At 66.0% G+C, this 25,076-nt stretch carries 19 protein-coding genes; 13 read left to right on the top strand and 6 right to left on the bottom strand.

Going from position 1 to position 25,076, the window contains the following annotated elements; all coding sequences use genetic code 11:
* Positions 1–5 precede the first annotated feature (5 nt).
* The 6 genes from ilvC to metG all read left to right on the top strand — a co-directional run bounded on the left by ilvC (position 6) and on the right by metG (position 7,677).
* Entirely contained in the window at positions 6–1,031 is a 1,026-nt protein-coding gene (ilvC, locus tag ABIB35_RS13740) for a ketol-acid reductoisomerase (RefSeq protein WP_354182282.1), read from the top strand.
* A 207-nt stretch (positions 1,032–1,238) separates the two neighbouring features.
* Positions 1,239–2,834 (top strand): phosphoglycerate dehydrogenase, encoded by a 1,596-nt coding sequence (gene serA, locus ABIB35_RS13735; protein WP_354182280.1) that lies wholly within the window; start codon positions 1,239–1,241, stop codon positions 2,832–2,834.
* A 173-nt stretch (positions 2,835–3,007) separates the two neighbouring features.
* Positions 3,008–3,742: an ABC transporter ATP-binding protein gene (locus ABIB35_RS13730; protein WP_354182278.1), complete on the top strand. Its 735-nt coding sequence runs from the start codon at positions 3,008–3,010 to the stop codon at positions 3,740–3,742.
* The gene (locus ABIB35_RS13725) at positions 3,739–5,115 is read left to right on the top strand and encodes an FtsX-like permease family protein (protein WP_354182276.1); all 1,377 of its coding nucleotides are present in this window, start codon (positions 3,739–3,741) and stop codon (positions 5,113–5,115) included. Before ABIB35_RS13730 ends, ABIB35_RS13725 begins: the two co-directional genes overlap by 4 nt.
* Before the next feature lie 134 nt (positions 5,116–5,249).
* A complete protein-coding gene (locus ABIB35_RS13720; protein ID WP_354182274.1) occupies positions 5,250–6,071 on the top strand; it encodes a hypothetical protein in 822 nt (273 codons plus the stop codon).
* 46 nt (positions 6,072–6,117) lie between these two features.
* Positions 6,118–7,677 (top strand): methionine--tRNA ligase, encoded by a 1,560-nt coding sequence (metG, locus tag ABIB35_RS13715; protein WP_354182273.1) that lies wholly within the window; start codon positions 6,118–6,120, stop codon positions 7,675–7,677.
* Between the two features lie 141 nt (positions 7,678–7,818).
* Here the strand turns inward: metG and ABIB35_RS13710 are convergent, their stop codons facing one another.
* The 6 genes from ABIB35_RS13710 to ABIB35_RS13685 form a co-directional block, all read right to left on the bottom strand.
* Positions 7,819–8,349 carry a hypothetical protein gene (locus tag ABIB35_RS13710; RefSeq protein WP_354182271.1) on the bottom strand — a complete coding sequence of 177 codons (531 nt, stop codon included), beginning with the start codon at positions 8,347–8,349 and terminating at the stop codon, positions 7,819–7,821.
* A 240-nt stretch (positions 8,350–8,589) separates the two neighbouring features.
* A complete protein-coding gene (locus tag ABIB35_RS13705) occupies positions 8,590–11,100 on the bottom strand; it encodes an FtsX-like permease family protein (RefSeq protein WP_354182269.1) in 2,511 nt (836 codons plus the stop codon).
* 2 nt (positions 11,101–11,102) lie between these two features.
* The gene (locus ABIB35_RS13700; protein ID WP_354182267.1) at positions 11,103–11,867 is read right to left on the bottom strand and encodes an ABC transporter ATP-binding protein; all 765 of its coding nucleotides are present in this window, start codon (positions 11,865–11,867) and stop codon (positions 11,103–11,105) included.
* A gap of 68 nt (positions 11,868–11,935) precedes the next feature.
* Positions 11,936–12,250 carry an MmcQ/YjbR family DNA-binding protein gene (locus ABIB35_RS13695; RefSeq protein WP_354182265.1) on the bottom strand — a complete coding sequence of 105 codons (315 nt, stop codon included), beginning with the start codon at positions 12,248–12,250 and terminating at the stop codon, positions 11,936–11,938.
* Positions 12,251–12,276: 26 nt separating this feature from the next.
* Positions 12,277–13,026: a response regulator gene (locus tag ABIB35_RS13690; protein ID WP_354182264.1), complete on the bottom strand. Its 750-nt coding sequence runs from the start codon at positions 13,024–13,026 to the stop codon at positions 12,277–12,279.
* A 2-nt stretch (positions 13,027–13,028) separates the two neighbouring features.
* A complete protein-coding gene (locus tag ABIB35_RS13685) occupies positions 13,029–14,240 on the bottom strand; it encodes a sensor histidine kinase (protein WP_354182262.1) in 1,212 nt (403 codons plus the stop codon).
* Between the two features lie 201 nt (positions 14,241–14,441).
* Between ABIB35_RS13685 and ABIB35_RS13680 the strand changes: the two genes are divergently transcribed.
* From ABIB35_RS13680 to ABIB35_RS13650, 7 genes are all read left to right on the top strand, one after another.
* Positions 14,442–15,002 carry a hypothetical protein gene (locus ABIB35_RS13680; RefSeq protein ID WP_354182260.1) on the top strand — a complete coding sequence of 187 codons (561 nt, stop codon included), beginning with the start codon at positions 14,442–14,444 and terminating at the stop codon, positions 15,000–15,002.
* A complete protein-coding gene (locus tag ABIB35_RS13675; protein ID WP_354182258.1) occupies positions 14,992–16,491 on the top strand; it encodes a glycosyltransferase family 4 protein in 1,500 nt (499 codons plus the stop codon). Before ABIB35_RS13680 ends, ABIB35_RS13675 begins: the two co-directional genes overlap by 11 nt.
* On the top strand, positions 16,488–19,202 hold the full coding sequence (locus ABIB35_RS13670; protein WP_354182256.1) for a bifunctional glycosyltransferase/CDP-glycerol:glycerophosphate glycerophosphotransferase: 2,715 nt from the start codon (positions 16,488–16,490) through the stop codon (positions 19,200–19,202). The genes ABIB35_RS13675 and ABIB35_RS13670 overlap by 4 nt, the downstream gene beginning before the upstream one ends.
* Positions 19,203–21,575, top strand: a complete 2,373-nt coding sequence (locus ABIB35_RS13665; protein ID WP_354182254.1) for a CgeB family protein — start codon at positions 19,203–19,205, stop codon at positions 21,573–21,575. It begins immediately after the preceding gene.
* Positions 21,576–21,630: 55 nt separating this feature from the next.
* Positions 21,631–22,692, top strand: a complete 1,062-nt coding sequence (locus ABIB35_RS13660; RefSeq protein ID WP_354182253.1) for a 3-isopropylmalate dehydrogenase — start codon at positions 21,631–21,633, stop codon at positions 22,690–22,692.
* 61 nt (positions 22,693–22,753) lie between these two features.
* Positions 22,754–23,860, top strand: coding sequence for a branched-chain amino acid aminotransferase (locus tag ABIB35_RS13655; protein WP_354182251.1), 1,107 nt, complete (start codon positions 22,754–22,756; stop codon positions 23,858–23,860).
* A gap of 23 nt (positions 23,861–23,883) precedes the next feature.
* On the top strand, positions 23,884–24,669 hold the full coding sequence (locus tag ABIB35_RS13650; RefSeq protein ID WP_354182249.1) for an MBL fold metallo-hydrolase: 786 nt from the start codon (positions 23,884–23,886) through the stop codon (positions 24,667–24,669).
* The last annotated feature ends 407 nt before the right edge of the window (positions 24,670–25,076 follow it).

Genomic DNA, 25,076 nt, shown 5'->3' with positions numbered 1-25,076 from the left:
ACACTGTGACTGACATGTATTACGACGACGACGCCGACCTGTCCATCATCCAGGGACGCACCGTCGCGGTGATCGGCTACGGAAGCCAGGGCCACGCCCACGCCCTCAGCCTGCGTGATTCCGGCGTCGACGTCCGCGTTGGCCTCAAGGAAGGTTCGAAGTCCCGCGCCAAGGCCGAAGCCGAAGGCCTGCGCGTCCTGAACGTGGCCGACGCCGTTGCCGAAGCCGACCTGATCATGGTGCTGACCCCGGACCAGGTCCAGCGCTTCGTGTACGCCGAGGAGATTGCACCGAACCTGCAGGCCGGCGACGCCCTGTTCTTTGGCCACGGCTTCAACATCCGCTACGGCTACATCCAGCCGCCGGCCGACGTCGACGTTGCCCTGGTTGCCCCCAAGGGTCCGGGCCACATTGTGCGCCGCGAATTTGAAGCAGGCCGCGGCGTTCCCGACCTGATCGCCGTCGAGCAGAACCCGTCCGGCAAGGCCAAGGAACTGGCACTGTCCTACGCCAAGGCCATTGGCGGCACCCGTGCCGGCGTCATCGAAACCACCTTCACCGAAGAGACTGAGACGGACCTCTTCGGCGAGCAGGCCGTGCTCTGCGGCGGCGCTTCGCAGCTGATCCAGTACGGTTTCGAAACCCTGACCGAAGCCGGCTACAAGCCGGAGGTCGCGTACTTCGAGGTGCTGCACGAGCTCAAGCTGATTGTTGACCTGATGGTTGAGGGCGGCATCGCCAAGCAGCGCTGGAGTGTTTCGGACACCGCCGAGTACGGCGACTACGTCTCCGGCCCGCGCGTCATCACGCCCGAGGTCAAGGAAAACATGAAGGCTGTCCTCGCGGACATCCAGAACGGTGCCTTCGCCAAGCGCTTCATCGACGACCAGGACGCCGGTGCTCCGGAGTTCAAGGAACTGCGCAAAAAGGGCGAAGACCACCCGATCGAGTCCACGGGCCGCGAACTGCGCAAGCTGTTCTCCTGGATCAAGTCCGACGACGACTACACCGAGGGCTCCGTCTCCCGCTAGTTACGTCCTGTGATTGCGGGAAGCCGGTAACCTGCCGGTAATACAGGGAACACGATTGAGTGTGCCCAACAGCGAAACGCTAAACTCCAAGGAGCAAGCCGTTTCGGTAAAGAGGCCGGACCCGGTTCAACGGGTTCGGCCTCTTTGCGCAGAAAAACGCTTCACCAAGATCCCCACCAGAATCCACCACAGCTAAAGAGGTCACCGGTGACAGCCACCAAGCCCGTCGTACTTATTGCGGAAGAACTTTCCCCGGCCACAGTCGAGGCGCTGGGCCCCGATTTTGAGATCCGTTCCACCAACGGAGCGGACCGGGCACAGCTGCTCTCCGCCATTGCCGATGTGGATGCCATCCTGGTGCGCTCCGCCACGCAGGTGGATGCCGAAGCCATTGCGGCTGCTCCGAAGCTCAAGGTCATTGCCCGCGCCGGCGTGGGCCTGGACAACGTGGACATCAAAGCCGCCACGCAGGCCGGTGTCATGGTGGTCAACGCCCCGACGTCGAACATCATCTCCGCCGCGGAGCTGACCGTGGGGCACATCCTGTCCCTGGCCCGCCACATTCCGCAGGCCAGTGCTGCGCTCAAGGGCGGGGAGTGGAAGCGCTCCAAGTACTCCGGCATTGAGCTGTTCGAAAAGAAGATCGGCATCATCGGCCTGGGCCGCATCGGCGCGCTGGTGGCCGCCCGCCTGCAGGGCTTCGGCACCGAAATCCTCGCCTATGACCCGTACATCACCCCGGCCCGCGCCGCCCAGCTGAACGTGAAGCTGGTGACCCTGGACGAGCTCCTGGAGCAGGCCGACTTTGTCACCATCCACATGCCCAAGACCCCCGAAACACTGGGCATGCTCGGCGCCGAGGCCTTCGAGAAGATGAAGGACACCGCGTACGTGGTGAATGTGGCACGCGGCGGACTGGTGGATGAAGATGCGCTCTACACCGCGCTGACAGAGGGCAAGATTGCCGGCGCCGGCGTGGACGTCTTCGTGAAGGAGCCCTCCACCGACCTGCCGTTCCAGTCACTGGACAACGTCATTGTCACCCCGCACCTGGGCGCCTCCACCGAGGAAGCCCAGGAGAAGGCCGGCGTTTCGGTGGCCAAGTCCGTCCGCCTGGCGCTGGCCGGCGAACTGGTGCCCGACGCCGTGAACGTTGCCGGCGGCGTGATCGCCGAGGATGTCCGGCCGGGCATTCCGCTGATCGAAAAGCTGGGCCGCATCTTCACGGCGCTCTCCTCAGACTCTGTCACCGCCATCGACATTGAGGTAGCCGGCGAAATTGCCGCCCTGGACGTCAAGGCGCTGGAACTGGCCGCGCTCAAGGGCATCTTCACGGACATCGTCTCCGAGCAGGTCTCCTACGTGAACGCCCCGGTCCTGGCCGAGCAGCGCGGCATTGAGGTGCGCCTGCTCAAGACCTCCGAGGTGGATGACTACCGCAACGTGCTGACCATCCGCGGTGCGCTCTCGGACGGCACGCAGCTGGAGGTTGCCGGCACCCTGACCGGGCCCAAGCAGATCGAAAAGCTCGTGGGCGTCAACGGCTACGACCTGGAGATCCCCATCAGCGAGCACCTGCTGGTGCTGATCTACGCCGACCGCCCCGGCGTCATCGGCGCCCTGGGCCGGATCCTGGGGGAGAAGGACATCAACATCGCCGGCATGCAGGTGGCCCGCAACACCGAGGGCGGCCAGGCGCTGTCCCTGCTGACCGTCGATTCTTCGGTGCCGCAGGAAGTGCTGGAAACGCTGCGCACCGAAATCGGCGCCACCGTGGTCCGCGAGGTTGACCTGCAGGGCTAATCACCCCGAGCGCAGCTCAAGGGACCGGTCCGGCTTCGGCGGGGCCGGTCCCTGCTTATTGGGGTGCTGCTTATTTGGGTGCGGCTGTGTCCGCCCAGGGTAGGAGGCACCCTCCGCGGAGTTCATGCCGGGCTCCGAGGCCCCGGACACCAGCGCCGCGGAATTATGGAGGCATGACTGCACCCATGCCCAATATGCCCCTGCTGGAAGCGGATAACCTCGTCAAGACCTATAACGGCACCCCCGCCCTGGCCGGCGTCAGCCTCACCGTCCGGCCCGGCGAGGCCGTGGCGGTGATGGGTGCCTCAGGTTCCGGAAAGACCACCCTGCTGCACTGCCTGGCCGGCATTGTGCAGCCCGACGGCGGCAGCGTCCGGCTGTTCGGCAGCGCCGGCGCACCGATCGAGGTCACCTCGCTGAACGACGATGCCCGCTCGGTCCTGCGCCGGCGGGACTTCGGGTTCGTATTTCAGCAGGGACTGCTGATTCCCGAGCTCACCGCAGGGGAGAACGTGGCCCTCGCCCTGATGCTCGGCGGCACGGGCCGCCTGCAGGCCGAGCAGGCGGCGGCGGGGGCGCTGGCTACTCTGGGACTAGCCGGCATGGAGGGGCGGCGGATCGGTGAGCTTTCCGGAGGGCAGGCGCAGCGCGTGGCCATCGCCCGGGCACAGGTCACCGGCGCCCGGGTGCTGTTCGCCGACGAACCCACCGGCGCGCTCGACTCCCGGACGTCGGCTGACGTGATGCGCCTGCTGCTAGGCACTGTGGAAGACACCGGGCGGTCTTTGGTGGTTGTCACCCATGATTCCGCCGTCGCCGACTGGTGCGGCCGGGTGATAACCCTGGCGGACGGCGTCATTGTGGCCGACACGGCCCAGCCCACCGGCGCCGCAGGAACGCTCCGATGAGCGCCGGCGTCTCCTCCGCCGTCGTCGGCACGGTGAGTTCCTCTCAGCTGGCCGTTCCGCTGCGTATCGCCTGGCTTCTGAACCGCCCCGGTACCGCCGGGCGTGCTGCTGCCCTGCTGCCTGCGGCGTCCTTTGCCGTGGTGACCACGCTGCTGCTGACGGTCCTTGCCGGTGCCCTGTCCTTTCTGCAATGGGGGGATGAGGAAGGAGATCTGTATCTGCTGCTCGCCTGTTTTGCGCTTGTCCTGCTGGTGCTTCCCCTGATTACCCTGGGTGGTTCGGCTGCGAGGCTCTCCGCCCGCCGCCGTGACGAGCACCTCTCAACACTGCGATTGCTCGGTGCCTCGGCCAAGACAGTCCGCCAGGTGACGGTTGTGGAGGCCACCGCTCAGGCGCTCGCCGGCGCGCTGGCCGGCGCGGCCGGGTATCTGGTGCTGGCGCCGTTTGTTCAGTTGATCCATTTCCGCGGAGCACCGCTGGGGGCGGCCTATTGGCTGCACCCGGTAGCCGTTGCCGCGACCGTACTGGCGGTTCTCGCCCTGGCCGCGGTCAGCTCCGCCGTCGGCCTGCGCCGGGTGGTCATTTCGCCGCTGGGAGTCCGCACCCGTGACGTCCCGCAAAAGGTGCGGGGGAGCCGGGCTATTGCCGCGGTACTCATCATCGCCGGCTGTGTCCTGGCCCTGATGACGCCCATCGCTGTGGCGGCGGTGGCCCTGGCCGTCCTTTTCGGTGCCTTTGCCGCCGGGCTGGCGGTCCTGAACCTGGTGGGGCCGTGGCTGGTGGCGGTCTCCGCCCGCCGTCGGCTGCGCCGGGCAGCAACTCCGCAGGCGCTGCTTGCCGCGCGGATCGTGCTGGATGCGCCGAAAGCGGCGTGGCGTCAGGTCAGCGCGCTGTCGATGGTGTGCTTCACCGCCGTCGTTGCCGGTGCCGGGGCCGCCCTGCTGCAGGGCGTGCAGACAGAGGGGCCCGAGGATTTCCTGCCCGGGGATGTCATGACGGGGGTACTGATCACCGTTATCGCCGGATTCCTGATGGTCGCCTGCTCAGCCGGCATCAACCAGGCCGCCACGGTGCTGGACCGGGCGGAGCTCTACCGCAGCTTGGACCGGATGGGCATGCCGCGCGAGGTCATCGACGCCGCCCGCATCTCCGCCGTGATGCAGCCCCTGCTACTGGTCAGCGTTGTATCTACGGCAGTGCCCGCCCTGCTGATCTTTCCCCTCACCGGAGCCGCGGTGCTCTTCGCCCCGGTGTCCATGCTCTTCCTGGCGGCATCGATTGCGGCCGGGGTGGTGCTGGTGCGGGCCGGGCTCGCGGCGACGGGCCCGGTCCTGACGGGAGTACTGGACGCCGGTTCCGGACCCCGGGCATAGGGCATTGCGCTTCACCTGTTTGCGCTGATGGGTCCTGCGCCCCGGTTGTCCTGAGCCCCGGTTAGACTGAGCCCACAAGAGGACATCAAGGGCCCGGGCAGAGCCTCCAGCCGGACCGGGGTGGGGGGATGCACATGGACCACGCTGCGGAACATGAGCCCGGGAAACCGGCCGACTGTGACGACGGGGCAACGCCGCTGGAACTCAGCTGGTTCGCCCCGGCATTGCTGCTCGTATGGCTGAGCATGTTTGCCATGGTTTCGGCGTCAGCTGACGGGCGCGTGATCGGATGGGTTGAGCCGGGTGCCGCATTGATCTATGCAGCTGCTGCCGCGCTGGTGGGACTTGCGGTATTTGTTCCGGTCCGTCCTTCAGCACTGATGCTCCGTGCCGGCGTTTATGCGTTTGCGGTGCTTCTGGTGACGATCCTCCTCATATTCACCGAGCCCGGTATCTATGCCGGGATCCTCACAGCTTTATTGCCGGCCTGGGCGCTGGGGACTGCGCTGTACGGAGTGCGCGGCGGGCTCCCGAAGGGTGTGCTCCATATCCTTCTGTATGCCGTAGCTGCTCCTGTGGCCGCAGGTATCGGCTATGTTGCTGCCCTCATTTTGTTTTTCCTGGCATTCGCGGGGTTCCCGGTCCAGATATTTCTGGGCCTACCGCTGCTCCAGCTTCTTCTCCTACTCAACACCAGCTACCGGCGGCACAGGACGCGGACGCTAGTGGAAATCATCTTGTCGGTTCTGGTATGCGGCTCAGCATTGTTCGGGCTCGTGGGCGATGGACCGGGCTGGTCTCCGGATCTGGGTGCCGCGGCGGCCCTCCTGGTGTACATCGTGGCGGCAGTCCCCACCGCGGTGCTGCTGGGCCTGGGGTACCTTTCCCGGTTCGACACGGCCGAATACCTCACACGTGCACAAAGGCGCACCTCCGCCTGGCGGGCACGGCCCTGATGGACGCGAAGCGACAACCGCGGGCCAAACAGGGTAATTTTCTTATGTGACTTCTTCCGATTCCCAGACCCCGTTCTACATCACCACGGCCATCTCCTATCCCAACGGCGTGCCCCACATCGGCCACGCCTACGAGGCCATTGCCACCGACGCCATGGCGCGCTTCAAGCGGCTGGACGGTTACGACGTCTTCTTCATGACCGGCACCGATGAGCACGGCCTGAAGATGCAGCAGTCCGCGGACAAGGAAGGCATCACCACCAAGGAGCTGGCGGACCGGAACTCCGCGGCCTTCGCGCAGATGAGCCGGGACCTGAACATTTCCCATGACCGCTTTATCCGGACCACGGACAGGGACCACTACGCCGCAGCGCAGGCCATCTGGAAGCGGATGGAAGCCAACGGGGACATTTACCTCTCCAAGTACGCCGGCTGGTACTCGGTCCGGGACGAGGCGTACTACTCCGACGACGAAACCGAGGTCCGCGAAGACGGCATCCGGTACTCCAAGGAAACCGACACCGAAGTGACCTGGACCGAGGAGGAAAGCTACTTCTTCCGCCTCTCCGCCTACCAGGACAAGCTGCTGGCGCTCTACGAGTCCCAGCCGACCTTCGCCGCGCCGCAGTCCAAATTCAACGAGGTCATCAGCTTCGTCAAGGGCGGCCTTGAGGACCTCTCCATTTCCCGCACAACCTTCGACTGGGGCGTGCCGGTTCCGGGCAACCCGGAGCACGTGATGTACGTCTGGGTGGACGCGCTGACCAACTACCTCACCGGCGTCGGCTTCCCCGATACCGAGTCCGAGGCCTTCAAGAAGTACTGGCCCGCCGATGTCCACGTGATCGGCAAGGACATCTCCCGCTTCCACGCCATTTTCTGGCCGGCATTCCTGATGTCCGCAAAGCTGGAGCTGCCCAAGCGCGTGATGATCCACGGCTTCCTGCACAACAAGGGCGTGAAGATGTCCAAGTCCCTGGGCAACGTGGTGGCGCCCAAGGAATGGGCGGACCAGTACGGCCTGGATTCCGTACGGTTCTTCCTGTTGCGCGAGGTGCCCTTCGGCGGCGACGGCTCCTACAGCCATGAGGCCGTGGTGGGCCGGATGAACTCGGACCTGGCCAATAACCTGGGCAACCTGGCCCAGCGGTCCCTGTCCATGGTGGCCAAGAACTGCGGGGCTGCTGTCCCGCAGCCCGGCGAGTTCACCGAAGAGGACAAGGCTCTCCTGGCCGCGGCGGGGGAGCTGCTGGAGATTTCCCGCAAGGCCTACGACGTCCAGGACTTCCACGGCGCGCTTGAAGCGACGTGGAAGGTCCTCGGTGACACCAATGCGTACTTCGCCGAGCAGGCACCCTGGGTGCTGCGGAAGACCGACGTCGAGCGCATGAACACCGTGCTGTACGTGACCCTGGAAGTGCTGCGTATCGTAGCCATCCTGATTCAGCCGGTCATGCCGGACAGTGCGGCCAAGCTGCTCACGGTTCTGGGCCAGTTCGACGACGCCGCCCGCCGGTTCAGCGCGATCGGCACCCCGCTGGTGCCCGGCACTCCGCTGCCGGCTCCGGCGCCGATCTTCCCCCGGTACGAGGAACCCGCCGACTAGGGGGTCTCCTCCCGCCGTCGGGCCGACCCGCCGGCTGACCCGCCCGCTGACCCACCGTCGGGCCCGCGAACTAACAGAAGATGCTCCTCTGAAGCTTCAGAGGAGCATCTTCTGTTAGTTCGGCGAAAGGGTGGGTGGGGGTCAGGATCTTGCCGGGAGCGGGCCGGTGAGGAAACGTGCCGGAGCCGTCTCTTCCATGATGCGGGCCAGGGTGTCCTGCTGCCTGCCGGCCATCTCCAGGACTTCTTTCAACCGGGGCACATTGAACCGGTAGTCATGCGGGGCCAGCGCCAGCAGGGTCCGCCACAGGCATTCCTTGGCTCGGACAATGGCTTGCAGCGTCTCCAGCTCAAACTGTCCTGAAGTTCCGCCGCCGGTGCTCAACGGGTTGAGCGGCCCCAGCCGACCGGCCGCCGCACCCGCCATGGCCAAAGCCTGCTTGAACGGGCTCCGACGGTAGCCCAAGGTGAGGATCAGCTGCTCCAGCTCATCGCGTTCCCCGGAAATCTCCTTCTCCAAGTCGAGGAAGGACTGCTCGTACTGGGAACCGGCCCAGGTGCGGCGGGCTGCTCCGAAAAGCCGCACACCGGTTTCCGCGCCCAGCAGATGGTCGTCCAGGTAAGCGGACAAGGATTCGTGCTTGGGTTTCCAACCGGCTCCGGCAGCAGACATGACGTACTCCTTCAACTCGTGCTGATCAGTTTGCTGATTATCCTGTCAGATCCGTGTATCAGCCGCGAGCAACCGGGCCCAATTGGCCAATCCGCCGGCTGCTCCTGACACGGGTTCCCACTCTGTGTTGCCTGCTGGGGCTGGTGAGGCCCCAAGAGCCTCACCAGCCCCAGAGACTGGGAACCTGTGCACGGATACGGCGCCGGAAGGTGCCCCTGCGCGGTCCCATGGTCCGAGAGGTTAGTCCGCCGCGAGTCCTGCCACAGGGGAGAGCCGGGCCGCGCGGCGGGCCGGCAGCACCGAGGCAGCCAGGCCGGCCAGCAGTGCCACGGCCAGGACCAGGCCGAGCTGTCCCCACGGGATGGACGCCGCCACGGGGCTGAAGGCGCCGAGGGCGGATTGCGCGCCGAGCCACCCGTACAGCGCACCGAGCACCGTACCGAATAGGGCAGCAACACCGGCGATCAGCACCGCTTCCAGCGCCAGCATTCCGCGCAGCTGCCCCCGGGTCAGGCCGAGCGCCCGCAGAAGCGATGATTCCCGCGTGCGTTCGAGCACGGAGAGCGAGAGTGTGTTGGCCACACCCACCAGGGCAATCACCACAGCCACGCCCAGCAGTCCGGTCACCACCATCAGCAGCACGTTGATGACCTGTTCAAAGGCCGCCCGTTCAATGGCCGCCCCGGAGATCATGTAGTCCTCCACACCCATCGCCTCGGCAAGATCCGCGCGCAGGTCCATCAGCTCGTTGGTGCTCAGACCCTCCTCCACAGCGAGCCACAGCTGCGGTCCGGACAGATAGACGTCGGGATTGGTGATTTCCGGCGCGCCGCCCAGGGAATCAGCGGTTGCGCTGGTGATGAGCGGATTCATGGAGGAGCTTTCGCTCAGCACGACATCCAATTCCAGGTTGCCCTTGGCTCCGTTGACCGTGACGGTCTTTTCCATGGTTCCCTGTGGCATGAGGATGCTCCCCGGTGCGATGTCCACGGTGGTGTCCTGCAGTACTGAGGTATCGGCGGGATCCAGTGCATAGACCTCGGTCGGCCAGCCGTCGATGTCGGCGGTGCCGGCCACCGGCAGCAGGGCCGCCTCGGTCACGCCGGGAACCGCAAGGGCTGTAGCGGTGTCGCCCTCGCTAAAGGAGGAACCGTCCGCCAGGCTGCCGCTGATGGCAACGTCCACCGGAAACTCCTGGGACAGGAGCCCGCTCAGGGAGTCCCTGGCGGTTGCTGCGCCGGTCATCATCATGGCCACCAGTGTTACGCCGATCAGCAGGGCCGACGACGTCGCCGAGGTTCGCTGCGGATTGCGCACGGCATTGACTGCCGCCAGCTTGCCCGGCACCCCGAGAGGAGCCGCAAGGGATCCGACGGCACGGACCAGGGAAGGAACAAAGAGGGTGGCGCACATCAGCACGCCCACAAAACTGAGCATGCCGCCGGGGAGCGCCAGGAGCAGGTCGGACCGGAGCGCACCGGCCGCCAGCAGTGCAGCGCCCGCCGCCAGCAGTACCAGTCCGCTGACCAATCGGACCTTGCCGCGGCGCGAGCCGGCACGCACATCGTCCGCCGGCCGCAGGGCGGCCAGGGGTGCCACCGCCGTGGCGGCGCGAGCCGGCACCAGCGCGGCCAGCACGGTCATCAGCACGCCGACGCCCAGGCCAACAAAGACGGAGAGCGGAGAGACGGAAAGTGTAGCGAAGCCGCTCTCCGGAATGGTTTGCAGGTAGGCCACGATCGCACCCACCAGAGCCACCGCCACCAGCACACCGGCAACGGACGCAACCACGCCCACCAGGAGCGCTTCCACAATGACCGAGCGGCGGATCTGCGAGCGGGCGGCTCCGATGCAGCGCAGCAACGCCAGCTCCCTGGTCCGCTGGGCCACCAGCACCGAGAACGTATTGGAAACCACCAGGGCACAGACCAGGAGAGCCACGGCTGCGAAGGCCAGCAGGATGATTGTCAGCTGGTCCTCGCCGCCGGTGAACATGGAGACTGTTTCCTCGGTCTGTTCCGCCACGGTGCGCACTGCCAGGCCGGCGAATCCGGCGTCGTTCATGGCCTGCCCCAGGGCAGCCTGGACGGCCTCCAGATTGGCGCCGGGTTCCAGGCTTGCCTGGACACTGCGGAACCCCTGCTCGGCACCGGCGAACTGTCCCACTGTTTTGGCGGAGGCGTAGAGCTGCGGTGTGCCCATCTTCATGGGGTCACGGGAGGTGGACACGATGGCGCTCGCGGTGAGCTCGGTCGCCGCAGCGTCCTGTTCCCCGCCTGGGGTAAGTGAGAGCACAGACCCCAGGGAGAGTCCCAGACGGTCTGCGGTGTCCTGGTCCACGGCGACTTCGCCGTCTGAGGTGGGCAGGGAGCCCTGCACGACGTCGACCGGAAACAGTGCGGGGTCTTCCGCGGTGTTGCTCAACTCGGCGAAGGAGGTGTTTTTCCCTTCCCCGAAGGTCACGTAGGACGAAATGACCGCGTACGTTCCGGCAATCCCGTCAGTGTTCCGGACAACGTCGGCCATCTGCTGGCTGATCACGGTAGGGGGCTCGGTGTAGGACGTTTGGGCGGTGACCACCAGGTCCGCGTTCCTGTAGCCCTGGCCCACGCTCTGCGTCAGGGAAGCCTTGGAGGAGGAATTGATGATCAGGGTGGAGGTGAGGAACCCAACGGCAATAAGCACCGCCAGTGATACCGCAATGAAGCGGCGGGCGTTCAGGCGCACCTGCGCCAGCGCTACCTGCAGCATGCTCAGGCCCCCAGTTTGGTCAGGGCAGCCAGCACGGTTTCCGGGGTGGGCTTGGACAACTCGCCCACCAGGGCGCCGTCGTTCATCAGCACCACACGGTCCGCGTAGGAAGCGGCCACCGGGTCGTGGGTGACCATGATGATGCTCTGGCCCATTTCCCGGGTGGACCGGCGCAGCAGGGACAGCACCTCTGCTCCGGACTTGGAGTCCAGGTTGCCGGTGGGCTCGTCGCCGAAGACCACGTGGGGGCGGGTCAGCAGGGCACGGGCCACGGCCACGCGCTGCTGCTGGCCGCCGGAGAGCTCATGCGGGCGGTGTTTGAGCCGGCCGGTGAGGCCCAGGGTTTCGGTGATTTCTTCCAGCCACTGCCGGTCCACCTTGCCGTTGGCCAGGGCAACAGGGAGGGTGATGTTCTGTTCGGCGGTGAGGGTGGGCACCAGGTTGAAGGACTGGAAGACAAAGCCCACGCTGTCCCGGCGAAGCCGGGTGAGCTCGGCGTCCTTGAGCGCCGTGATCTCGGTGTTTCCGATCCAGATCCGGCCGGAGTCGGCGGTGTCCAGGCCGGCGAGGCAGTGCATGAGAGTGGATTTGCCGGAGCCGGAGGGGCCCATGATGGCGGTGAAGGTGCCTGCTTCGAACGTGACGTCCACGTTCTGCAGGGCGTGGACGGCGGTGTCCCCGGAGCCGTAGGTCTTGTTCAGGGCGGAGGCGGCAGCGGCGGCCGTGGTGCCGCCGGGCACGGATGAGTGCTCAGTAAGGGTTGTCATACCCCTAAGCTATGTGGCCCAGGGATGCCGGGGCATCGGAGGAGGGGCGGGGATCCGGACGTGTCTTCTCATACCGTGGGTGGAAGCGGGCCGGCCAGCCGGTAGGACTCCAGGAGCAGTTCCTCCAGCTCAGTGCGGTCCACCTGGTCCAGCCGCACCAGGACCAGCAGGGGTGAACGCTCATGGTGCGGTGTCCAGAAGAACGTCTCCGGTGCCGTCCCCGCCAGGCCGTCCCGCTCCGTGGTCTTCACCGTGAGGACGCCGTCCGCCCAGATCCGGGCCATCAGCGTCCGGGCAAACCAAGCTGGTTGTTTCCAGCTGAGCCGCTCGGTGACACCGGGCAGGGCCAGGCACAGGGAGCGGGCATCTGCTTCACCGGCCACGGATCACCTCCGGATGGGTGGTGGAATTATGGGGCGACAATACCGGTTTCGTAAGCGATGACAACAGCCTGCACCCGGTCCCGGGCGCCCAGCTTGGCCAGGATGTGGCCCACATGCGTTTTCACGGTCGCGTCGGAGAGGAAGAGGCGGCCCGCGATTTCGGGATTGGACAGTCCCTGCGCGATCAGCCCGAACACTTCGCGCTCGCGGGGCGTGAGGCGGTCAACGTCGGCGGCGTGCCGGCTCACCTCTGCGGTGGGCTCGCGCAGCAGGGGTGCCACATGGTCCAGCAGTCGGCGGGTGGTCGACGGCGCAATCACTGCGTCCCCGCGGTACACGGTGCGGATCGCCTCGAGCAGCTCCTCCGGCGGGGCGTCCTTGAGCAGGAAACCGCTGGCACCGGCTCGGATCGCGGACAGGGCGTACTCGTCCAGGTCAAAGGTGGTCAGCACCACCACCTTCAGGTCAGCGTCGCTGGAACCCTTGGGCTGCGCGGCGGCGCGCTCCAAAATCCGTGACGTTGCCTCGATGCCGTCCATCCCGGGCATGCGCACGTCCATGAGCACGACGTCGGCGCGCACGGAGGAGAGCACCCGCACGGCTTCGTCGCCGTTGCCGGCCTCGGCCACCACGGTCAGGTCGGGCTGCGAGTTGATCAGCATCTTGAAGCCGCCGCGGACCAGCTGCTGGTCATCCACCAGGGCTACCCGGATGGGGGCGGACCCGGAGGAGCCGGGGGCTTCGGTGCCGGACGGGGTGGCGGGGGTGCCGGTCATGCTCAGGCCTCCGTATAGGGGATGAATGCGGTCACGCGGAATCCTCCGCCGACGGCGGGAGCGGCAACCAGTCTTCCATCGTAGAGGGCCACCCGCTCGGTCATGCCGTTGATGCCCTGGCCGGAACCGGCCACCGGGGGAGCGGGCGGCGGGCTGTCCGCACCGGCGCCGCGGCCGTCGTCGTGCACATTGATCTCCAGCCCGCGGGGCGTCCACTGAAGTTCGACGCCGGCCCGCGCGCTTGGTCCGGCGTGCTTGAGGACATTGGTCAGGGCTTCCTGAATGACGCGGTAGGCGGTCAGCTCCGCTCCGGCGGGAAGCTGGCGGCGCATGGTGCCGGTTTCGGTCACCGTCACCTCCACTCCGGCGCGCTTGACCGCGTCCACCAGAGAACAGACATCGGCCAGGGACGGCAGCGGCCGGGTGGAGGCCAGCTCATCTCCGCGGAGCACCCCAAGCAGGCGCCGCATTTCCCGCAGCGAGCCGCGGCCGGTTTCCGCGATGGTGGCCAGGGTCTTGGCCGCGATCTGGGGATCCTGGGCGCTCGCGTACCGGGCGCCGTCGGCCTGGGTGATGATGACGGAGAGGGAATGGGCCACAATATCGTGCATTTCCCGGGCGATGTGGGTCCGCTCGTCAGCGGCGGCCAGATCGCGCTCCTGCTGGCGCTCGGTTTCCAGCCGCCGGGCCCTGTCCTCCAGCGCCTGGATGGCCAATCTGCGGGTGCGGGCCAGATCGCCGAAGGTCCAGGCCACCAGGATCACGGCTTCAAAGGCAATGAGGCTGAAGGCGTACATGGCCAGTTCAACGGAGGAGGAGCCTGCGTACGGGAAACCGAAGTAGCGGATGACGAACAGCACCCCGCCGCCCAGGGCCAGAGCCAGTCCGCCCAGGCTTGCCCAGCGCGGGGCATAGGCGGCCAGTGCAAAAACGGTGGCCAGCGCCAGCAGGTCCGCGGGCAGGGGGAAACCGCTGAAGACCACCTGCACCAGGTAAAAGAAGGCGGTGATGGACCCGGACAGCACCGGCCGGGTCCGGCGCCAGGCCAGCGGCACCACAATGCCCAGGGAGAGCACAACGTCAAAGACCGGATGAGGGCCGCCGAGAGCCGCCGCTGAAAGCACAAAGATCAGGACACCGAAGAGCATGAGGGTGGCGTCTACCTTGAAGGGATTTGCCTGCAGCCAGGCTTGGATTCGGCGGTGCACGAGCATGGACAACAACTCTAGGGCCTGCGCGGCTGCCGGGTCCTCATGCCAGAGGGTGATCTTAGGGAGGCAGAGGGGGTCGGCTAGGATGAGCACGGACTATCAGCGCAGGCAAGGACGGTATTGGTGCAGCACGGCAGAGTTGGTTTGCGGGGTCAGCTCTCGGGACTGGCGGCAAAGCTCCGCGGAAACAAGGTTCCCATCTCCATGCCTGTCTCTGCGGCGCCACCGGCGCCCGCGCCCGCCGTAGGACGCGCGGCGGCAGTGAACGGCGGCGGTGCCGAAGACCCCCGGGATTATTTGGGCGAGTTGATCCTGGAACGGCCGGCAGAGTCCTCCGATTCCCGACCGGCCATCCTCACCATCGTCGGACCGAAACTCAGCCAGCTGTTGCAGGCCCATGGGCCGGTGGCGCAGCTGCTGCCGGGGGCCGCAACCGTGCAGGTCCGCCGGGGTGCTCCGCGGATGCTGGTCATCGACCGCCGGTCACTGGACACCGGGTTGTGGGCGCACGCGGAAACGGGAGCCGGCAGCATTCTTTTCCGCGAGCTTGCCGAGCTGATTCGCCAATGCCAGGGCCTGCACATCGCCACCGTTCTCCTGGATTCCGGCGAGCCGGACCGGTTCTACACTTCCACACTTCGAAAGCTCTGCCGCAATGTTCTGCCGCTGGCGGGCGAAGACCTGAACCCGGAAGGGACGGCCGGCTCCGGCTTGCTCGCTGAACTCCAGCACTGGTCCACGGCGGAGGCTTCACATGTCCGGTGAACGGATCCTCGTCCTTTCCGAACAACTGCTTCCCGCGCACTCCGAAACGCCGCCGGTCCTCGCCCGGATTCTCACGTCCTTTCCCGCGGCGGAGGTACTACGCGCCGCAGACGTTCCCGGTGGCACGCGCGCTGCCCTGATCGCGGCGGCCCGCGCCAAGCACTCCGCCCAGGAGTACGACGCCGTCATCTGCCACGGCTTTTCGCTCGCCTATGCGCTGGCTTCGGATGAGGCGTTTGCCGGCAGGCTTGTGCCGTTTGTTGACGATGCTCCCGGTGAGGACAAGCTGCCCTTCCCGGGGGTGCGCACCAAGCTGGGGGAGATTGCACAGGGGTCGCGCTTCCTGCTCGCCGCAGATGAAGATGAGCGAAGCCTGCTGGAAGCCTTTGTGCCCGCCAGCGCCGGGAAGGTGCGCATAGCCGGGGCTGCCGTGTTCGACGACGCCGGCCCGGCAACAGCTTCGGTTACGCCGGTTACGCCGGGTGCTGGTGCCCGCCGGGTACTGCTTGCCGGTCATGACCTGAAATTCACCGGTGAGCTGGCGAACCATCTGCAGGGACATCCGGGGTACGCGCTCAGCATTGACCAGTGGACTTCCCTGCACGCCCACGACGAGGCTGCGTCCCAGCGGGCGCTCGCGGACGCGGACACTGTCATCTGCGAATGGGCCGGCGGCAACGCCGTCTGGTACTCGCAGCAGGTGCGTCCGGATCAGCAGCTGATCATCCGCCTGCACGGCTTTGAAATCCGGGGGGACTGGCTGCAGGACATCAAGATGGACGCCGTGGACACGGTGGTCCTGGTCTCGGAGTTCTTCCGCGAACAGGTCCTGGCCGTCACCGGATGGCCCCGCGAGAAGACGCTCGTCATTCCCAACATGGTGGACGCCAAGGATTTCCTCCGGCCCAAGGAAAGCGGCGCCGAATTCCGGCTCGGCCTGGCAGGAATGGTTCCCTGGTTCAAGCGCCCGGACCGTGCACTGGACATTCTGGAAGCCCTGCTGGAACACGATGACCGGTACTCGCTGCACATCCGCAGCCGCTACCCCTGGGAATACGACTGGTTCTGGAACGGCCGCGTGGGCGAGCAGGAAGCCTACCGGGAGTTCTTCGCCCGCCTGCAGGCCGCTCCGAGGCTGCGCTCCCGCGTGGCCTTCGAACAGTTCGGACCGGACATGGCGTCCTGGTTCCGGCGCATCGGGTTCTGTCTTTCACCCAGCCACCGCGAAACGTTCCATGTGGCACCCCTGGAGGGTGCGGCGTCGGGCGCTGTGCCGGTGCTGCTGGACCGGCCTGGAGCGGCAGACATCTTCGATGCCCGCTGGGTGTTCCAAGACCCCGCCGCCGCAGCCGGCTTCATCCATGCCACCGCAACGAATCCGCAGGCCCTGGCACGGGAAAGTGCCGCGGCGCTGGTCCTGGCCAAAACCTACGACGCGGCAGCAGTGCTCCCGCGCTGGACGAACCTGCTGGAAGCGGGCCGGGCATGAGCGGACCGGGAGGAAAGGGGCAGACGCTGTTCTCCATCGTGTCCGCCGTGTACAACGCCGAGGCGTACCTGGATGCCTTTCTGGAATCCCTGGAGCAGCAGCGCTATCCGTTTGCCCGGCTGGACATCATCCTCGTCGATGACGGCTCCACCGACGCTTCCCTGGCGCGGATGGAAGCCTGGCAGCGCAAATATCCGCAGCAGATCCGGATCCTGACCGGCGCCAACGGCGGCCCCGGTGCAGCCCGGAACCGCGGACTGGACCTTGCCCACAACCCCTGGATCACGTTCTGCGACCCCGACGATGTGCTGGACCCCGGGTATCTGGAACGGGTCGCGCAGTTTATCCGCCGGGACCGCCATGACCGGGCGGCAGCGGTAACCGGGCGGCTGATCCAGTTTTTTGAAGACACGGGCGAGGTGCAGGATACTCACGCTCTGGCCTGGAAGTTCTCCTCCGGCGAGCGCATAGTGGACCTGAATCGCGAACCCCACTACGTGCACCTGAGCGCGGGTACCGTGTTCCTGCGCAAGGCAGTGCTGGACACGGCCGGGCTGCGGTTCGACGAGCGGATCCGTCCCACCTTTGAGGACGCCCATCTGGTGGTCCGCTACCTGAACAGCTGCCCCCGGCCGACCATCGGACTGGTTCCCGACGCCCGGTACTACTACCGGCAGCGCGCCGCGGGCACGTCGCTGGCCCAGTCGGGCTGGGCCTCGGACCACCGCTACACTTCCGTGCTTACTTTCGGCTATCTGGCCCTGCTGCACGCGCTCGCAGACGAGCATGGCGCCGTCCCGCGGTGGGCTCAGAACACGGTGCTGTACGACATCATGTGGTATTTTCTGGCCGACCGGGCCATGCGGCACCCCATTGCCGCACTTACTGCAACCCAGCGGCGGGACTTCCTGGCGCAGCTGCAGCGCATCCTGGCCTTCATTGATGTTGAGGCGATCCTGGACTTTGCGCTGGTGCCGGTCAGCATCGACATCCGCACCGCGGTGGCCCTGCGCTTCAAGGGGAACGCCCCCGCCGTCTGGTACGTCGACTCGCCCTCCCCGCAGAGCAGCGTGCGCCGGTATGCGTACTTCTACCGCGGAGATGCGCCCGCCGAGCAGTACCTCGACCCGGCCGGATCCCCGCTGACTCCGGCCACCTCCAAGCGGATTGCCCATGAATTCTTTGGCGAAGTGTTCGCCTGGCAGCGGCTGGTCCATCTTCTCGCTGCCGAAGAGCCCAGCTGCGACCTGGGCGGCAGCACGCTCGAAATCCGGTCCCGGCCGGGACCTCCGCAGGCACGCTACCTGCCCAAGGACACGTCAGCGGATCTGCGCCTGGACAGTGCGCTGCCGGAACGTACCGCACTGCGGGCGGCCCGCCTCATTCCCGCCGCAGGGCTCCGCCGTCGGGTTCAGTCCCGGGTGCGCCGAGCCTTCCATCCGGGCGCAGGAACGGCGGCGGGTTCGACGCCGGAGCTCGGCCGCTTCGGCATCACGCCCGTCGCGCCCCCGGAGGAAGGGCAGGCTGCCGCGGACGAACAACTGAAGCTGCGCGCCGCAACTCCCGAAGTCCGCGCCCGGTATCAGGACGCCTGGCTGGTGATGGACCGCCCGGACCACGGTTTCGACAACGGCGAGCACTTCTACCGGTACCTCGCCTGCCACCAGCCGGACATCAACGCCTGGTTTGTGCTCAAGAGCGATTCACCGGACTGGTCCCGGCTGCAGGACGAGGGCTTCCGGCTCGTGCCCTGGGGCAGCGACGAACTGGTGCTCCTGGCGCTGAACGCAAAGTACCGGATCTCCTCCGACACGGCATTACCGTCCTACTTTCCGATTGACCGCAAGCGGTTTGGCGGCGGCTCCGGCCGGTTTGTGTTCCTGCAGCACGGAGTGATCTGGAATGACCTCTCCCGGTGGCTCAATGACAAACGCCTTGACCGTTTCATCACCAGCACTCCGGCCGAATATGCGTCACTGACCGCGGACGGCAGCGTCTACACCGTGACCGAACGCGAAGTGCGGCTGACCGGACTGGCCCGCTTCGACGCCCTGCACCAGCGGGCGGAACAGCTGGCGCGGCAGGGATCGGCCCCCACCACCATCACGGTCATGCCCACTTGGCGCATGAACGTGGCCGAGGACATGGACCGGGCAGCCACTGCGGCGGAGCGGCGCGCCATTCTGCGCGAGAGCGCGTTCTATCGGCAGTGGATGGCCTTCATCTCCGATCCCCGGCTACTCGCCCTCCTGCGCCGCACCGGCTTCCGGCTGGCCTTCTTTGTCCATCCATCGCTGGCGGCGGAACTCACCGGCGACGCCCTGCCCGAGCACGTGGAGCTGTATCCCCGGCCCGGTGTCAGCCTGCATGACCTGGTTTTGGAATCGGCCGCGTTTGTCACGGACTATTCCTCCACCGCCTTTGACGCCGCGTACATCGACCGCAACGTGCTCTACTTCCAGTTCGATGCAGCAACCTTCCTGCGCGGCGACCACCCGGCCCGCCCCGGCTACTTTGATTATCACCGCGACGGCTTTGGCCCCGTGGCGGGCAGCGTCGATGAGCTCCTGAAAAACCTCGAGGCCCTGGAACGGAATGGATTCCACACAAGTTCCGTGTATGCCGAGCGGGCTGCGGGAACATTTGCACACCGCGACGCAGAGAACTGCGCACGCATCTTCGAGTCCGTGCTGGAACTGGAGGAGGAATAGATGCCACACCGCGACGAACAAGCCGATCCTTCGCTCCCCGCGCCCGACGACGCTCAGAATGAAATCTCCTATCTGGCCTCACGCCTCACTTGGGCTGAGCAGCAGGCCGCCGCATATCAGCGCGACTACGAGGAAATGCTCACGGCCAAAAATGACCTACACCGTGAACTGGCGCAGGCCCGTGGTTCCCTGAAGGCTTTTCGCGAAGAAAACGCCGCTCTTAGGCGGAAAACTGTTGCGGGCGGCCCGGCATCTGTGACCCGGGTTGCCCGTGCGCTGGCCCGGAAACTTGGCGTCGCAGCCGCCGGGTCCAATCCTGCCGGCCGGCAGGACTCGACGCCTGCTCCGTTGTCCACGACGGTTCCGCCGCCCATGCCGGAACCCGACGGTGCGTCTGCCGCCAGCTACCCCGTTCCGCCCCGCACCCTTTCGCCGGCCTACACCCGCGAACTCAACCGGGTCCTGGTGGTTGCAGACTCGGAGGACCGTCTCACCGCGGCCAGGAGGACAGCGGACCTTGGCCGAGACGTCGTCGTGCTTTTCCGCCCGGGTTATCCCTGGGACACCGGCCGTCCCTTTGGTTATCCCCGGAGGATCCGCACCCACGATCCCGCCGGGCTAGTCCACGTCTACAGTCCCGACGCCGATATCCGTGCGCCTAATCCGCATCATTTCCTGGACCGTGCCGCTGATGCGATTGTGCGCGAGGCGCGGCTACGCCGTCCATCGGTGCTGCTGGCCGACGGCGGGAAAGCCACCCGCTTGGCGGTCCTGGTGGCCGGGCGGAGACTGGGTATCCCCGTTGCGTTTGAACCGGTCCCGGAGCTTGCCGATTCCGCCGTGGGGGATGAGGGTGCCGAGGCGAATCCTGTGACGTTGGAACTTCTGCCCGGCCGCAGCACTGCGCCGTTGCGTTCACTGCAGGAACTGCAGATCGGCGTCGTTAGTGATGAGTTCACCGGCCGGCTGCTGGAAAACTCTCTGCGGACCACCGCCGTCACACCCGGGGGCTGGCAGCAGGAGCTGGAAACCGAGCGGTGGGATGCCCTCATCGTGGAGTCGGCGTGGCTGGGAAACAACGGAGCCTGGGAAGTCTCCGACTACTACACGGACCAAAAAGGATACGAAAACCTTGCTGCGCTGGTGGCGGCCTGCCGTTCGCGCGGCATTCCCACCGTCTTTTGGAACAAGGAAGACCCCATCCATTACCGCCGGTTCCGCCGGGTTGCCGGACTGTTTGACCATGTGCTGACCACGGATAACGGATCTCTGCCGCACTATCAGCAGAATCCGCGGGCAAAGGGCCTCACACATTCTTCGCTGGCATTTTTTGCGGACCCCGTCCTGCATAACCCGCTGCCGGGAGCAGGCACGCCGGAAAAGGCTGTGGCCTACGCCGGCACCTACTACGGCAGCCGGTTTCCTGAACGGTCCCGGCAGATGCTTCGGCTGTTCGCGGCGAGCCAGCCCTATGGGCCGGTGATCTTCGACCGGCACAACAACGATCCCGAGGCCCGCAAGGCTTACCCGGAGGAACTCCGGGAACGGATCCGCGGCGGCTTGACCTATACGCAAACCCTTGACGCTTACAAAGCATTTCCGGTGCACCTGAACTTCAACTCCGCCCCATGGTCCGAAACCATGTTTTCGCGCCGGGTGGTGGAAATCGCGGCCAGCGGAACCGTGGTGTACAGCGCGGACGGGGCGGGGATTGGCAGCTCGCTCGGAGGTGTTTTTCCCGTTTCCGCTGACGAGTTGTCCTACCGGGATCATCTTGCCCGCTGGATGTCTGACGAGGTTTCTCGTAAAACTGCCGCCTGGGACCAGATGCGAACCGTCTACCGTGCCCATCTGTCCGGACACTCGCTGGCGGTGCTTTTCCGGACCGTGGGTCTTCCCGTAGCTGCTCCACAGCCTGCCCGTGCAGCCCTCCATCTGGAGCGACTCACCCCGGAAGTGGCCCGGGAGCTGAGGAATCAGTCGGTGCGTCCGGCACTGGTGGTTGCGGAAGCAGCTGACGAAGCAGCGGCTGCGGTGCTGGCGCAGGCCGGGATCCTGCTGCGCGGGCCAAATGAGGCCGGTCCAGAGGAGCTGAACAAACTGGGGATCGATTGGACCGGTTCCTGGCGCTCGGTGCAGCCGCGCACCCTGTTGGAGGATTTGCTGACCGGTGCTGCGTATGGGCGGTGGAAGAGTATCCGGATTATCCGCGACACCGGCAGCGGATGGAGTCCGCTGGCGCTGGTGGAGGCGGAGTGCTCAAAGGGGCAGCCGCACATGGGGCAGCTGTTCCGGGTAGACGGCCGCGAACCGGACGCCGGGGCGCCAAGCCACCTCACGCTCGTGTATCCGGGCGGAGCCGAAGAAGTCTAGTCCAGCATGTGGGACAGTTTGCCCGGGATGTGGACTGCCTTCCTAGAATGGCCGAATGAGCGAACAGTCCTCCACCGTGTCCCTGGCCGTCATCCCCGGTGACGGCATTGGCCCCGAAGTCACCGCCGAAGCCGTCAAGGTGCTCCTGGCGGTGAGCTCGGAAAGTCCCGTGAAGTTCGAGCTGACGGAATATCCACTCGGCGCCGAGCACTGGCTGGGCACCGGCGAAACCCTGCCGGATCACACACTGGAGGCACTCAAGGGCCACGACGCCATCCTGTTCGGCGCCGTCGGGGCAGCTCCGGGGGACACGAGCATTCCCTCCGGCCTGATCGAACGGGAAATGCTGTTAAAGCTGCGGTTTAGCCTGGACCACTTTGTGAACCTTCGCCCGTCCCGGCTTTATCCCGGCGTCGGCAGCCCGCTGGCCAACCCGGGAAACATTGACTTTATTGTGGTCCGGGAGGGCACCGAAGGTCCGTACACCGGCAACGGGGGAGTGCTCCGCGAGGGCACCCCGCAGGAGGTGGCCACCGAGGTTTCCCTGAACACGGCCTTCGGGGTGGAGCGCGTGGTCCGGGATGCCTTCCGCCGCGCCAATGACCGGCCGCGCAAAAAGCTCACCCTGGTGCACAAGCACAACGTGCTGGTTTACGCCGGCCGGCTGTGGAAGCGGACGGTGGAGCGCGTCGCCGTCGAGTTCCCCGAGGTCAGCCACGACTACCTGCACGTGGACGCGGCCACCATTTTCCTGGTGACGGATCCGTCACGCTTTGACGTGATTGTCACGGACAACCTCTTTGGCGACATCATTACGGATCTGGCCGCTGCGGTGACCGGCGGGATTGGGTTGGCGGCGTCCGGCAACATCAACATGGACGGCACCTTCCCCTCCATGTTTGAGCCGGTGCACGGTTCCGCCCCCGACATTGCCGGCCAGCAGAAAGCCGACCCCACGGCCGCGATTCTCTCCGCGGCCCTGCTGCTGCGCCACCTTGGCCTGGAAGCGGAAGCGGGGCGCGTGGAACGCGCAGTGGAGGACGACGTCGTCGCACGTTCCGGAGAACCGCGGACGACGGCGGATGTTGGCAATGCGATTGCCGCAGCGGTGTCATAAGCTCGGGAAGTACCAATAACCGTTTCGTCGGGCGGCCCGCGTCGCCCACCGTGGAGGAAAAATGTCTGTCAGCGCTCTGGAATTCTCCCAGCAGCTCTCTACCCGCCCGTTGCCGGCCGAGGAGCGTGCGGCCATCTTGGCCAACCCCGGATTCGGCGACTACTTCACGGATCACACCGCCGTCATTGACTACAAGGTGGATGAAACCGGCACCGGCGTGTGGCAGAACGCCCGGATTGAACCGTACGGCCCCATCGCCATGGACCCCGCCGCCTCGGTGCTGCACTACGGCCAGGAAATCTTCGAGGGCCTCAAGGCCTACCGGCATGCGGACGGCTCCGTCTGGAGCTTCCGGCCGGAAGCCAATGCGGCCCGCCTGAACCTCTCCGCCCGCCGGCTCGCCCTGCCGGAACTGCCCCCGGAGCTGTTCCTGGAATCGCTGCGCCGGCTGGTTTCCGTGGATGCGGACTGGATCCCCGAGGGCGACGGCGCAGCCCTGTACCTGCGCCCGTTCATGATCGCCACCGAAGCGTTCCTGGGGGTGCGCCCGGCCCGTGAGGTCTCCTACCGCGTCATCGCATCGCCGGCCGGTAACTACTTTGGCGGCGAACTGAAGCCCGTTTCCATCTGGCTGTCCACCAAGTACGCCCGCGCAGGCCGCGGCGGCACCGGTGAAGCCAAGTGCGGCGGCAACTATGCCGCGTCCCTGATCGCCCAGATGGAAGGCGAGGCGCACGGCTGCAAGCAGGTGCTCTTCCTGGACGAGTTCAATGACAATGCCGTGGAAGAACTCGGCGGCATGAACGTCTTCTTCGTCTTCAAGGACGGCACGCTGGTCACTCCTTCCCTGTCCGGAACCATCCTGCACGGCATCACCCGCTCGTCCGTGCTGCAGCTGGGCCGTGACCGCGGCCTGAATGTTCAGGAACGCAAGATCACCCTGGACGAATGGCGCGACGGTGTGGCCTCCGGCGACATCACCGAGGTCTTCGCCTGCGGTACAGCAGCCGTCATCACCCCGGTGGGCGAGCTCAAGACCGAAACCGAGACCATCGGATCGGCCGACGCCGTTGCCGGACCGGTCACCATGTCCATCCGCGAACAGCTTCTGGGCGTCCAGACCGGCACCGTGGAAGATACCCACGGCTGGCTGACCCGCCTGGCCTAACACTGGCTTAACAAAGGAACCCGATGTCCGCCACCACCCTGATCCGCAGCAGTCCGCTGACCCGCTTTGCCCTGGCGCCGAACCCCGGCCCCATGAGCTTGGAGGGGACCAACAGCTATGTCATTGCCGCTGAAGGATCCGATCACGTGGTGGTGGTGGACCCGGGGCCGCTGGATGAGGGGCATCTGGCATTGCTGGCGTCTGCCGGCAGCGTTGAGCTGATCCTCATCACGCACCGGCATTCCGACCACACCGAAGCCAGCGTGCGGTTTGCCGAAATGACCGGTGCGCCGGTCCGAGCCTTGGATCCGGCCTACTGTGTGGACGGAAAACCTCTGGCCGACGGCGAGCAGCTGCGGGCCGGGGGAGTGGACATCACGGTGGTGGCCACGCCGGGCCACACCTCTGATTCGGTCTGCTTCCATCTTCCGGCCGACGGCCCGGGCGGATCGGTGCTGACCGGAGACACCATCCTGGGGCGCGGCACCACTGTGCTGGACTTTCCAGACGGAACGCTGGGGGACTACCTGGCCAGTCTGGAACGGCTGTCCCAGCTGGGGCACGCCACCGTGCTTCCGGCACACGGCCCGGTGCTTTCGGACCTCAGCACCGTGGTTCTGACCTACCGGGACCACCGGCAGGAGCGTTTGGAGCAGATTCGCTCCGCACTGGCCGAAGCCGGCGCTGACGCTGCTGTTTCCACCGTGGCGGACCTGGTGTACTCGGACGTGCCGGCAAATGTTCGGGGCGCGGCGGAACTGTCGGTGGCCGCGCAGCTGCAGTATCTGCGGGGGAATTCGCCGCTGTGAGCAGGACAACCGCCGCCGAACTTGCCGGCTGAGAAGCTCCTGGCGCAGACTATTAATCGCTGGTTTTGACGGCGCACAGGCTTTGCACAGGAGCCGGCCCGGCAGGGTGCAGGAGGTCACACTCCCGCGGTTTGCAAGGACCGGGAACTCTGTGTAAAGTTTAGTGAGTTGCTCCGGTGAGTGCATGGCGGACATGGTCTGCAGGCAAGACTCCCGGATCCGGCAACAGCCCAAAAACACAGCAGCGGATTTCATCCGATGCTTTGTGGCGGGCTCATCCGATTGTTTCAGCCGAATTTCGCGAATATCGCGGAATTGCTAAAACAGTCCGGATGAAATAGAATAAAGAAACACTGCAGCGAAGAGAAAAGAAAGACATTCAATTGTTTTTCCGAGTATTTCGGATG

This window comes from Arthrobacter sp. UYP6 (genome assembly GCF_040547315.1).
In the GTDB taxonomy this organism is placed as follows: domain Bacteria; phylum Actinomycetota; class Actinomycetes; order Actinomycetales; family Micrococcaceae; genus Arthrobacter_B.
The sequence above is the reverse complement of the archived record's forward strand: the minus strand, read 5'-3'. Positions and strand labels throughout refer to the sequence as shown.